General features: G+C 39.8%; 9 protein-coding genes. 1 reads left to right on the top strand and 8 read right to left on the bottom strand.

Features of this window, described 5'->3' with window-relative positions; all coding sequences use genetic code 11:
• Nucleotides 1-165 precede the first annotated feature (165 nt).
• Nucleotides 166-1,884, top strand: a complete 1,719-nt coding sequence (locus ACY8DX_RS21015) for a sigma-54 interaction domain-containing protein (protein ID WP_462406014.1) — start codon at nucleotides 166-168, stop codon at nucleotides 1,882-1,884.
• Between the two features lie 512 nt (nucleotides 1,885-2,396).
• Here the strand turns inward: ACY8DX_RS21015 and ACY8DX_RS21020 are convergent.
• From ACY8DX_RS21020 to ACY8DX_RS21055, 8 genes are all read right to left on the bottom strand, one after another.
• A complete protein-coding gene (locus ACY8DX_RS21020) occupies nucleotides 2,397-4,115 on the bottom strand; it encodes a glycoside hydrolase family 3 protein (protein WP_049673095.1) in 1,719 nt (572 codons plus the stop codon).
• Between the two features lie 48 nt (nucleotides 4,116-4,163).
• A complete protein-coding gene (locus tag ACY8DX_RS21025; RefSeq protein ID WP_462406015.1) occupies nucleotides 4,164-5,006 on the bottom strand; it encodes an HAD family hydrolase in 843 nt (280 codons plus the stop codon).
• A 111-nt stretch (nucleotides 5,007-5,117) separates the two neighbouring features.
• Nucleotides 5,118-5,972, bottom strand: a complete 855-nt coding sequence (locus ACY8DX_RS21030) for an SDR family oxidoreductase (RefSeq protein ID WP_049672681.1) — start codon at nucleotides 5,970-5,972, stop codon at nucleotides 5,118-5,120.
• A 31-nt stretch (nucleotides 5,973-6,003) separates the two neighbouring features.
• A complete protein-coding gene (gene uxuA / locus ACY8DX_RS21035) occupies nucleotides 6,004-7,050 on the bottom strand; it encodes a mannonate dehydratase (protein ID WP_049672680.1) in 1,047 nt (348 codons plus the stop codon).
• A 20-nt stretch (nucleotides 7,051-7,070) separates the two neighbouring features.
• Nucleotides 7,071-8,489 carry a glucuronate isomerase gene (gene uxaC / locus ACY8DX_RS21040; RefSeq protein WP_156185675.1) on the bottom strand — a complete coding sequence of 473 codons (1,419 nt, stop codon included), beginning with the start codon at nucleotides 8,487-8,489 and terminating at the stop codon, nucleotides 7,071-7,073.
• A 73-nt stretch (nucleotides 8,490-8,562) separates the two neighbouring features.
• The gene (locus ACY8DX_RS21045; RefSeq protein ID WP_082197290.1) at nucleotides 8,563-9,204 is read right to left on the bottom strand and encodes a bifunctional 2-keto-4-hydroxyglutarate aldolase/2-keto-3-deoxy-6-phosphogluconate aldolase; all 642 of its coding nucleotides are present in this window, start codon (nucleotides 9,202-9,204) and stop codon (nucleotides 8,563-8,565) included.
• A 523-nt stretch (nucleotides 9,205-9,727) separates the two neighbouring features.
• Nucleotides 9,728-10,444 (bottom strand): GntR family transcriptional regulator, encoded by a 717-nt coding sequence (locus ACY8DX_RS21050; RefSeq protein WP_439802314.1) that lies wholly within the window; start codon nucleotides 10,442-10,444, stop codon nucleotides 9,728-9,730.
• A gap of 295 nt (nucleotides 10,445-10,739) precedes the next feature.
• On the bottom strand, nucleotides 10,740-12,104 hold the full coding sequence (locus tag ACY8DX_RS21055) for an MFS transporter (RefSeq protein WP_049672677.1): 1,365 nt from the start codon (nucleotides 12,102-12,104) through the stop codon (nucleotides 10,740-10,742).
• Nucleotides 12,105-12,645 lie beyond the last annotated feature (541 nt).

The raw sequence follows: 12,645 nt of genomic DNA on the forward strand, positions 1-12,645 counted from the left end.
GGATTAAACAGCCACCCTCCTCTCTAGATTGTTTCACTTTATATACAAGCAAGAATCATGCCAACTTGTTAAAAGGGTAAATTTTACAATGCATGACGAAGATTGTATAATAGCTTTATATATTTTAGAAATATTCAGAAAATAAGAATGATAGGTGAGCCCTTTATGAGCACTCTTTTGCCAAATATTCAAAGCGTGACAAAATCCGACATTGTATTCCTTGAATGGCAGCAATCAAACGCGCTAGAAATCGGTGACTTATCCACTAAACCTCCCATTCTATGGACAAAGTCCCCTCAAGAAGAATTTTTCTATTATAACCATTGCTATGCAGCTGAAACAGCTATATCTTCTCGACTTCCATGGATAAAGACTCAGCTCATCAGCAAGGATACACCCTTACATATCGTCATCCCTCTTTTATCAGACCATGAAATTGTACTCATCGAGGATAAAAACACCGTCATTGGATACGTAAAAAGCGGTGATCTGTTAGAGAAAATTTTTGAAACCTATCAACACCTATATGCTTACTATGAAACGATCCTCGAAACAACTGACAATGCTATATCCATCATCAATCACGAAGAAAAAATGATTGCCTGGACCTCCTCTGCAGAATATATCTTCAACATTCCCAGGGAAGAGATAATCGGAAAACCCGCCACTGATTTCTTTGCATTGGAAATGCTCCAATCATTAAAAACCCTCCGAACCGGAGAGTCCGTTTACCGAATTCAGCATCAGCCAAGGGAACATATATTTGTTCTCATTAATTCAAATCCGGTTATCCATAAAGATCGCATTATCGGTGCCGTTTCTGCAGAAACCGATATTACCTCTCAAATTCTCTTACAACAGGAACTCATCCATATGTCTAGCAAACTCATTGATTTACAAAATAAAGTATCAAAGCTAACCCCTTCAGAGGACCCTTTTATCCATATCGTAAGCCGCAGCCAATCTATTAAAAATATGATTGAAATGGTTAAAAAGGTCAGCACCACAAGAACTCCTGTCTTACTCACAGGCGAAAGTGGTGTCGGCAAGGAGGTATTCTCCAAAGCTATTCACGACTGCAGTGAGGAAAGGCACGGTCCCTTTATTGCCATCAACTGCGGAGCTATACCGCCATCCTTATTTGAGAGTGAATTATTCGGCTATGAAGGAGGCGCATTTTCAGGGTCCAACCCTAAAGGCAAAAAGGGAAAATTCGAATTGGCCAACGGAGGCACATTACTCCTCGATGAAATTGGCGAAATCTCATTAGACATGCAGGTGAAGCTGCTCCGTGTTATTGAGGAGAAGACGTATTATCAAGTAGGCGGAACGAAAACATGGAGTGTCAATTGCAGAATTATTGCTGCAACCAACCAAAACCTTGAGAGGATGATAGAGGAAGGCACATTCCGTAAGGATCTCTATTATAGGCTGCAGGTCATCTCCCTTGATATCCCTCCGCTGCGCAAACGAAAAGAAGATCTATTCGAACTAATTCAGACCTTTTTACATGAATTCTCTGTGACCCATCATCAGCACATCAAACATTTCCCTGATGATGTCTTTCAAGCATTATTAAACTATGACTGGCCTGGCAACATAAGAGAGCTGAGAAATACAATCGAACGCCTAGTTATCTTCTCTATCGATGGTGAAATCAAAAAAGAGCATCTTCCGAACTCAATCCTAAGGCATGCACAAACTGCCCTTTCTACAATTGAAGAAGAACCTAACTCCCCCTTTCAAGCAAAATTGGACGCCTTTGAAAGAAAGCTGATCTTAGAGCAATTGCAGCAGGTCCACGGCAACAAAAACAAGCTCGCAAAAAAATTAGGTATCTCCAGGGCTACGCTCTACAATAAAATGAATCGGTTGAATATATAGCCTTCCTTTCTCCCTGTATATTCTGTGCGATTATTTTCTTTCAATCTACTGGCCTTTGGCATGATTGGTGTTCCCTTAAATAGGACATTAAAATTTTTTTCTAGGAATGCAAATGGAAATTAGATTTTTTAAGTTCATTTTTTGGTTGTGTATAATTTTTAAGATAAGCAGAGATTTGTTGTCTATTTTTTTAGACAAACCTATAAATATGATTCATTCCTTCTTGGCACAATAAGTCGTAAAGAAATGCTGCATTCACAATAAATAAACCCTATTAGCCATTTCCTCCGTATTATTTGAGTATCCTAAAGATGTGTTGTATGTGATTCAAGGTCAATGGAATTAGGTAAATGACTTTTTAAAGGAGGTTTATGATGGCTTCAGGTCAGCCCTTTATATTGGTAAAGCTGCTTTTCACTCTTAAAGCCTGCTAGCCATCGAATTCCTATCAACTAAAAAAAAGCAGGCGGTCCACCAATCAAGTTGGTTTCTCCGCCTGCTTAAATATCATTTTATAGTCTAGTATCCCACTTATTGCACCAGACGTTTTCATTTGGTGTTCCTTTGAAGTCGGATTCACCCATAATTTTGTCGATAACCGCTTTAATCGTGATGTCTGTATCTTTATATGCGTTGATATAGGCTTTAACCATAGGGACATCGGTTAAGTGTGTTGTAAAGTTAAGTGATACGAAAACAGTTGGCACTTCATGTACATACCAAGGGATTTCGTTCGCCATAGCTGCTTTCCATCTGATGCGGTAGTTATTTTCTGCACCATAACCAACTACATTAGCGAATACTAGGGCTGCATCTACTTCTTCACGATATTTCAATGTAGCGCCTTTAATACGCGTGTTACCTTCGTTAACGGTTACTTCAAAGCCTCTGCTTTCTAGCTCTTTCACAATATAGGTAAGCGTTTTGTCATCGCCTTCATAAATGCCGCCCTTTTCTCCTTCTAAGAAATACAGACGAATACGTTTATGTGTTTCTGGGCGAATTGGCAGCTGATCCAATGTGTTTTTAACAAGCGTAATTCCTTTGTCAGCTGCTTGTTTAGCACGTTCAATATGGTCCTCACAGCCAATAACTTTTAAATCTTCTTCATCACGGAAGATCGAACCGTCTTGTTGTGCTTTGTGCAAGCCAAGTGTCGCTTTGAAGCCCAAGATTCTTTCTAAAGCATCTTGAAGACGTTCTTCTGTGATGATGCCGTTTTTGTAACCATTCAACATGAAGTTATAGTCTTCATCAATATCATTGAAGAACAAGAACATATCACAGCCGGCTGCAATGGATTGCGGTACATATTCTTCACGTCTCATAGCTGCCGTCATTCCAAGCATGTGAGAAGCATCTGTCAGTACCAAGCCGTTGAAGCCTAATTTGCCTTTTAGGAGGCCATTGATTAATTCCGGTGCTAATGTAGCTGGTAGAATATCACGGTCTTCTAGCTCAGGCACCAATGCTTTTTGATATTCCGGTAAAGCGATATGACCGGCCATGATGGAATGTACCCCATTTTCAATATGGTTGCGGTATACTTCACCAAAGGATTTTTCCCATTCATCAACAGATAGTTCATTCACGCCCATAACTAAGTGCTGGTCGCGTTCCTCTGTACCATCGCCAGGCCAGTGCTTGATGCATACTCCTACATTACTTTCTGTCAGCCCTTTAATGTATGAATTTGTGTGCTTAATTACGGTTTCAGCATTTGTACCATATGCACGCGTGTTAACGATGGTATTTCTCCAGTTTTTCAAAATATCAACACATGGGTCAAAGTTCCAGTTAACACCGACTGCATGCGCTTCACGTCCGCTGACATAACCCGCGTCAAAAGATACTTGTTCATCACCGGAAGCTTCACACATAGCAGCAGATGCCACATAAGTGCCGTCGTTAACCGCACCATTACCGCCAGCATCACAGTTCGCCGCTACGAGCAATGGAATTTTGGAATCCTTTTGCAGGTCGTTGATAAGCGCTTGTACTTTATCAGATGTAGCGCCCATGTAACGAGCTCCACCAATATGATACTTTTCAAGAAGTTCTTTGTTGGTGAACTCATTTCCGCTGAATTTATCATCTCCGAAGAAGAACAAGTTAATGAATAACTGGCCGATTTTCTCTTCGACAGTCATTCCAGCAATCGTATCTTTCACCCATTTGATATCTTCATCAGAAAGATTATAAGGCTTTGCCTTTAAATCAACTTTGGGCATCGGAATGTTTTTAGCAATCTTTTGAATCATCCGTATTTCCTCCAAACCTTACTTCAAGTTATCGTTAAATTCCTTGATCAGCTGCTGCTGATAATCACCCGCAAAGCTTCCATCTAGGAATTTTGCTAATGCTTCATCTCTGAAACGATCCCATGAGAACTTCTCTTTCCCAACAAGAATCGGGTAATAAAGAACGTCATTTACTTCTGCAGCAGATAAGTCTCCAGGAGCATCTCCAATCATCAATACATGTGTATTCTCATAGCCGAATTTCTTCAATTGCTCGATGCAATAGGCTTTCGTACCAGCCTCTTGACCAAGCATGACATCAACATGTACAGAAAGTTCATGTCTTGTCCATTCATCAAGTACAGCTGCGCCGTTAGCTGATGAAACAATCGCTACGTCTGCCACATTATTAGCCGTTTCCAATCCAGCTTTAGCGCCTTCAACAGGTTTATCATTACCTGCGAGTTCTTCCTCAATGGTACGGTTAACCGCATGGCTCCATTCTAAAGCCTTCTTTAATTGCTCATCATTCGTTTCAGCAATGGCTCTTTCAAGTGAAGGATTGGAAAGCTCATTTGTTGTTTCAGTCCACTTTTTAAAGGAAGAGATATCAGGCATTTCAATACCTTCTTTTTCTAACGCTTCAAATGTAGCGACAACCCCTTTAAAGCGGTTAATTCCTCTTGTTCTTGTGTAAAGATTGATATCATTCCATACTTTAAGGAAGTAATCTTTAATAGAATGAAGCTCCCAAACGTCAACTGCGCGTGGCCCAAAAGCTTCCTCGTGTTTTACCCCCATCGTATCCATGGCACAGCCATCAGAGTCAACACAAACTAAAAAGTTTTTCGTCTTTTGAAATTCTTGAATCGTATCTTTCATGAATAAAAACCTCTTTATCATTGGGTTTGTTTTTTGCCATTTGAAAATAAAGGTTGCTAATCCAATAAATTAGATTAACAACCTTTCATTCAGCATAAGAATCTGATTAGATTAAACGCCAGAGTAAGAAGAGAATCCGCCATCGATTGGAATAACGACGCCAGTTACGAAGCTTGCTGCCTCTTCACTCGCTAGGTATAACAATCCGCCAACTAATTCTTCTGGCTCACCGAAGCGTTCCATTGGAGTGCTGTTAAGGATTTTTCCTGCTCTAGCAGATGGAGTGCCATCTTCATTGAACAATAATTTTTCATTTTGTTTTGTAACAAGGAATCCTGGTGCAATCGCATTAACACGAATGCCAGCTTTCGCAAAGTAAGTTGCACACCATTGTGTGAAGTTACTGATTGCTGCTTTCGCTCCGCTGTATGCAGGGATTTTTGTTAAAGGTGTGTAAGCATTCATAGAAGAGATGTTAATGATGTTTGCACCTTTTTTCCCGATCATATCTTGTGCGAAGACTTGAGAAGGAAGAAGAGTACCTAAGAAGTTAAGGTCGAATACGAAGCTAACTCCTTTAGGGTCTAAATCAAAGAATGTTTTCATTTCTGGATTGTTCTTTACAGCTTCTGCATTGTAGAACTCATCATCTGTTGTACCTTTTGGATTGTTTCCGCCAGCATTGTTGACAAGAATATCCACTGTTCCAAGTTCTTTATTCACGATTTCTCTTGCAGCTTCAAGAGCTTCCTTATCTAATACGTTAGCAGCAACACCGATTGCTGTTCCGCCAGCCGCATTAATTTCAGCAGCAACCTTATCTGCTGCTTCTTGCATAAGGTCCATAACCGCTACTTTTGCTCCGCATTCTGCCAAAGCTTTTGCGAAATAAGAACCTAATACACCGCCGCCGCCAGTTACAGCTGCAACTTTACCTGTTAAATCCATTTTGAATGGAACTGCCATGTCCGTATCCTCCTTTAATATAACGCATCAATTATTTTCTGTTTTTTTGTTCTGCTTCCCATAGACCATGTAAGTATGTTGCACCTAGTGCACGATCATATAAGCCGTAGCCTGGTTTTCCTGTTTCGCCCCAGATCATTCTTCCGTGGTCAGGACGGATTGGGCCTGTGTAATTGAAGTCTGCCATCGCTTTAATCACTTCATACATATCAACGGAACCGTACTCAGATGGGTGAGCACTTTCTTCAAATGACATTCCGCCAGTTAATTTAACGTTACGAGCATGTACAAAGTTTACGCGGTCTTTTTTACCGAAGTAACGAAGCATTTCAGGGAAATCGTTCTCAGGATGTGAACCAAGGGAACCGCTGCACATTGTCAAGCCGTTATAAGGGCTGTCATATAAGTTAACGAATCTTTCCAAGTTTTCTTTGTTTGTGATGATACGTGGTAATCCAAAGATATCGAATGGAGGATCATCCGGATGGATGGCCATTTTCACGCCAGCTTCTTCTGCAACTGGGATGATTTCTTTAATGAAGTACTCAAGGTTTTCCCAAAGTTTTTCATGATCCACGTTTTTGTAGTGATCGAATAATTGTTGAAGGTCTTCTTTCTTATAGCTAGAATCCCAGCCTGGTAAAGAAAGTTCACCTGTTAATGGATCCATTTTCTTCGCTACTTCTTCTTCGAAGATAAGAGCTGTAGAACCATCTGGAAGACGGTATTCTAAGTCAGTACGTGTCCAGTCAAAGATTGGCATGAAGTTGTAGCATACAACTGGAATGCCAGCTTTTCCAAGGTTACGTAGAGTTGTTTTATAGTTCTCGATATATTTGTCACGAGTTGGCAAACCGATTTTGATATCTTCATGAACCGGTACACTCTCGATAACAGAGATATGAAGACCTGCATCTTCTACAGTCTTTTTCAATTCCTCGATTTTATCCATCGGCCAAGCTTCACCAACCGGGATATCATAAATAGCTGTTACAATTCCCTTCATGCCTGGAATTTGGCGAATATATTCAAGCGGAATTGTATCTGTCTTTCCATACCAACGAAAACTCATTTCCATAATTAAGTTCCTCCTCTAGGTCAAACTACTTCGATTACGAAGTAGTTTCTCGCGTTGTTATAACAAATGCCTTCTATTAGGTTTTTCAGCATTTCTTGATCATTTGGAATTTCCCCTGCTTCCACCCATTGACCAACTAGGTTACATAGAATTCGGCGGAAGTATTCATGTCTGCTGTAAGAGATAAAGCTGCGTGAATCTGTCAGCATTCCGACGAAGTGGCTTAATAGCCCTTGGTCAGCAAGCGCCGTTAATTGGCGGATCATGCCTGGTTTTGTGTCATTGAACCACCATCCAGAACCGAATTGAATTCTGCCTGCGATTCCTTCCTCATTGACTTGGAAGTTTTGAATCGTAGTGCCAATCAATTCGTTATAAATTGGGTTCAAGTTATATAGAATCGTTCTAGGCAAGGAATCATTCAGCTCCATCGCATCGAGAAGGGCATTTAATGGTGCTGCCACTTCCCCTTGGTCGCTGATGGAATCAAAGCCTGCATCAGGTCCAAGCTTGCGGAACATTTTTGTATTGTTGTTCCGGATTGCCCCAAAGTGAATTTGCATAGCCCAGCCGCGCTCTTTGTAGGCCTTTGCCAAACTCATTAATAGGGCTGTTTTAAATTTATTCTCATCTTCCAGGCTTACAGCTTTACCGCTGCGCCCCGCTTCATAAATACCGTTCAGTTCACTTTCTTCAAACTCAGCGTATGGAATCTCAGACACCCCATGGTCTGATACTCGACAACCGCTTTCATGGAAGTATTGAACTCTCTCTAGTAATGCCTGCTCAAAGGCCTCATACGTTTCTAATGATTTTCCAGTTACCTTCTCAAGTGTTTCTACAAAAGGAACGAATGTTGCCTTATTGATCTCTAACCCTTTATCGGGTCGGAAGGATGGCAATACCTTCACCGGGAAATCAGGAAGCTCAGCGATTTGCTGATGATATTTCAAGTCATCAGTCGGTTCATCTGTTGTCCCGATTACTTTAACATTTGACCGTTTGATAAGAGCTTGTACAGAATATTCATCCTGCTGCAGCAATTCATTGCAACGATTCCATATGTCTTCCCATGTATGCTCATTCAATAGCTCTTCAATACCAAAGTATTTCTTCAGCTCAATATGAGTCCAATGATACAAGGCATTCCCAATTGTATGAGGGACCGTTTTCGCCCAAGCAGCAAATTTCTCCTTTGGATCCGCATCGCCTGTGATATATTCTTCACCAACCCCGTGCGCTCGCATGGCTCTCCATTTGTAATGATCGCCTTCAAGCCATAGCTCGGTAATATTATTGAATTTACGATTCTCCGCGATATCCTTTGGGGATAGATGGCAATGATAATCATAGATTGGCATATCTTTTGCATATGTGTGATACAACCGGACGGCTGTTTCATTGTTTAACATAAAGTTTTCATGAATAAACGAAGTCAAACAGAATCCCTCCTCTATTGGCATTCAACTAGGCTGGCCGCCCCGCCGTTCTAAGCGATGCAGCCGAACCTTATTATTCAGCTTTTACAGAAGCCAGCTTGTTAACGAATTGACGTGCAACTTCTTGAACGGAGCTGTAATCACCGTCTTTAACCCCTTTTGTCAGAGCACTTCCGATACCGACTGCAAATGCGCCATTATTGACCCATTGATCAAGGTTGTCAATGCTGACACCGCCTGATGGCATAAGCTCAACATGAGGAATCGGACCCTTCACATCCTTTAAGAATCCTGGTCCCATCAAGCTTCCTGGGAATAGCTTCACAACATCTACGCCGGATTCCAGCGCCTGCATGATCTCTGTTACAGACCCGCATCCAGGTAGATATGGAATCGCATAGCGGTTGCATACTTCGGCAATATCGCTGTTAAAGTGAGGGCTTACAATGTAACGCGCACCTTTCATAATCGCGATACGGGCTGTTTCCCCATCAAGGACAGTTCCTGCTCCAACAACCATATTAGGGTTCCCCATTTGTACTAGCTCAGCAATGGCATCCTCTGCACCAGGGGTTGAGAAAGTGATTTCTAGAGATCGAATACCGCCTTGGAATGCCTGTTTTGATATTTCTACTGCATCTTCTTTATTTTTTCCGCGGATAACCGCTACTAAATAGCCGTCATGTATATCGCTTAAAATTTGATGTTTTTGCAACATAACATCCACCTCTTCCATTTCTTTGGTGAGGAATCGTCCATCACCAGTTGCAAACAATTCCTTCGAAATGCGCTGCTTCTTCCAATATTGCCTCATTTCGTTATCGACACTATTCTTTACTAATGCCTCGTTTTTAAAAAGAGAATGAATCCTTAACCATTCGGCTTTATAAGAAGCATCGCCTTGTATACTTGTATACTAGCATGTGCTTACTGGCATTTCAAGTAAAAAAAGCGCGTATAGTAGAGGGTTTTTCTCTCTTGAATTCCCCTATGCTTCTATCTCAGCGATATATTGGTTATCCTGAATAAATAAACCAAATTGCCATCGGGGATTAGCTATTTAGGGCTCAATATCATCCTAAATGCAGATTAGGTTCTGCTAAGTGAAATGCCTTACTTCTCATTCGCCCATGCAAAAAACACCTATCATTTCAATTCGGCTATGCCAAAATCGAGTTGAAATGATAGGTGTTTTTTATTTGTTACATATAATAAATCCGTATCTTTTTGCCATTATCCTACGAAGTTGCGGACTCACCTTCAATAGAATCAAAGTAATGGATATAAGGGCTTCCCTCTTTATATAGATCATCCCAAAGCCTAGTAGCTTCAATAATATGAAGATTCACAACATCCTCTACTTGGTCACATCTTTTATGTTCAAGAATATCAATGATGGTTTCATGCTGCTTAATAGCCTCACTAAAATTATGCTCAATTTCCGATAAAAGCCTCATGCGGTTATAGTGAGTACTTATTCTCGTAATGGCTTCCCAGATATGTTCCTTCTTATTTGCCTTAAAAATGATACGGTGAAACTCTTTATCAAGCATATGGAAATCGGCTTCTTTACCACTTTGTCCAAGCAAGCCTTTTTGAAGAGCTACATTTTTCTTCAAATCATACAATGCTATATCTGGAAAAGATTCGCAAGCCAGTTTAAGTACCTCTTTTTCCAAAATATATCTCATGAAAGAAGCTTCCTTAATGAGCTGAAGGTTTATTTTGGATATATATGTACCCACTTGCGGAATCACTTCAATCAAGTGCTCTTCGCGTAATTTAGCTAGAACTTCTCGAACTGGAGTACGAGATAAGCTTAAGGCCTCTGCTAGCTCAACTTCACTTATTGCCTGTCCAGGCTCTAACTCTAAAGACATAATAGAATCCTTTATCACCCTATAGGCATAATCTTTATTATTCTCTCCCGGAAGCTTTGGCGACACTTTCACCATTGTGCTCACTCCCTCTATTATCGATCATGTATTCTTTCATCATATCACGGCAATCTGCCATGGTTCAATAAAATGTCAAAAAGATCGAATACAATAGGACAACGATTTCATATTGCCAGCAAAATCGACAGCTAATACTACCTGAATATTACACCCAATATTATCGTAAAATTCTTTTGAATATACCTATATACTAATAAAAATGAGACAAAATCCCTTTTCATAAAATATGCCTTAAAAAGAGATTTTGTCTCTGAGTCAGTTAATAATCTTTTTCGATATGATTCGTATATAATTAAGCCGTTTGTTTCTTTCTGTTTTCAGCTAAATCTACTGCCAATTGTTCTGAACGTTTTTTATTTAACGGATAAAGGAACATTAGGACTAAGAACACGAGCCCAAGTACAATTGCAGGTACTAATGTTGCCAACATATGAATTCCATTTAGAGTTCCTGTTGTTTGTACTGTTAATTCTGCGTTGTAGCCGACAGCTGCAATCGCTGCACCGCCAAGACCACCTGCAACAGCTTGTCCAATTTTACGAGCCATTGAATAGATCGAATAAATTGTTCCATCTTCACGTAAACCTGTTAAATATTCGTGGTAATCGATAACATCTGTAACGAATGCCCAAATAACAAGGTTAAATGTACCGTAACCAAGCATTGCAACTGTTAAGATAGCAATGAATGATGTCATACTTAAGTCTGAGAATACATATAAAAGAGCATAGGCAGCAGCACCAACTAATACACCAAAAGATGCCACTTCTTTTTTACCGAATTTCTTAACCAGCTTAAGGATGAATGGCGCCATTGCAAACACGGCTGCGGATTGTAAGAACCCAACAATACTTAGGCCTTTCGTATTTCCAAAGTAATCTTTAAATAAGTAAACATTTACCGCTCCGATAAACATGATAATAACCATGAATGTTAATGAAGCGACAAGGAACCAAAGTAAAGGTTTGTTTTTAATGATACCTTTTATTGTCTCACTTGTTTTCACTTTAGGCTGATCATCTTTATCAGCAAGAGTAACACGTTCTACTGTTAAATGATAACATCCCATGTAACAAGCAATCGCTAAAATACCGAAAATAACAGCAGCTAATAAGAAGCGGTTTGCTGATGCTTCGTTATCAACAAACAAAATGATTGGCCCTAAAACGTTAATGACTAGTCCTGCCATTTGTGATCCCACTGTTCTCCAAGAAGATAAAGCAGTACGCTCTACAGGATCAGCTGTCATAACAGAAGCCATTGAGCCATAAGGAATATTTACAGTACTGTATAATGTTCCCCATAAAATATAACTTACATAGGCATATGCTAGATAGAATCCATTAGACATCCCTGGAATATAAACAAACATTAATACACCTGTGATGACTAACGGAAAGGACATTCTAAAGATCCACGGTCTAAATTTACCATGAACTCCAGCTTTTCTTGTGTCAATAAAACGACCCCAAGCCACATCAGCAAATGCATCCCATAATCGTGCAATCGCGAACAATCCGCCGACTGCCAAAGGATTAAGATGATAAACATCCGTATAGAATACCATCAAATAACTTGCCACGAGCATGAAGAAGAAATCGTTTCCAAAATCCCCGAACAAATAGCCCATTTTGTCTCTAAGACCGAATTGTCTCATTATGTTTCACCTCTAATTTTTATAATCTCCACTATCAAGTTGGTTTTTATTCGCAAATGAAATGTAATCAAATAGATAGTCTTTTTGACTTTGTGAAATATTGAGCAATAAAACTAAAAAAAATTTATCCTCGTTTTACTAAATTTGATTACTAACCTCCTTTTAGCTTCGATATACTAGTATACTAGCATGCCACAATCCAATATGCAACACTTTCTCGAAATCGTTTTCACATGGGGTTTACCCCTATTGATAATTGCGTTCAAACCCTTATATGGCAAGGGATAAGAAAGATTTAGATATTATTAATTTTTTTATTCTACTCAACACAAGGAATTAATTACCATAGAATTTTGTCGGGTTTATGATAGAAAACGTCTATCGAATATAAAGATTATAAAACCACAAGGAAACGCTTACAACAAATCGGAAATATTTAAAAGTTTTCAGTAAATAATGATTTTAAGTGCTCCAGTAGTTGCTTAATCGTGTTATGGGGAAGGTAATAAAAAGAGCGGATCTTCTCTCCTAACCAAAAGAT

The sequence above is a fragment of the Gracilibacillus sp. Marseille-QA3620 genome, assembly GCF_054950035.1.

Excerpts from the sequence above, each read along its gene's own strand:
- ACY8DX_RS21015 (WP_462406014.1), top strand. The coding sequence starts at position 166 with ATGAGCACTCTTTTGCCAAATATTCAAAGCGTGACAAAATCCGACATT.
- ACY8DX_RS21020 (WP_049673095.1), bottom strand. The coding sequence starts at position 4,115 with ATGCCCAAAGTTGATTTAAAGGCAAAGCCTTATAATCTTTCTGATGAA.
- ACY8DX_RS21025 (WP_462406015.1), bottom strand. The coding sequence starts at position 5,006 with ATGAAAGATACGATTCAAGAATTTCAAAAGACGAAAAACTTTTTAGTT.
- ACY8DX_RS21030 (WP_049672681.1), bottom strand. The coding sequence starts at position 5,972 with ATGGCAGTTCCATTCAAAATGGATTTAACAGGTAAAGTTGCAGCTGTA.
- uxuA (WP_049672680.1), bottom strand. The coding sequence starts at position 7,050 with ATGGAAATGAGTTTTCGTTGGTATGGAAAGACAGATACAATTCCGCTT.
- ACY8DX_RS21050 (WP_439802314.1), bottom strand. The coding sequence starts at position 10,444 with ATGGTGAAAGTGTCGCCAAAGCTTCCGGGAGAGAATAATAAAGATTAT.
- ACY8DX_RS21055 (WP_049672677.1), bottom strand. The coding sequence starts at position 12,104 with ATGAGACAATTCGGTCTTAGAGACAAAATGGGCTATTTGTTCGGGGAT.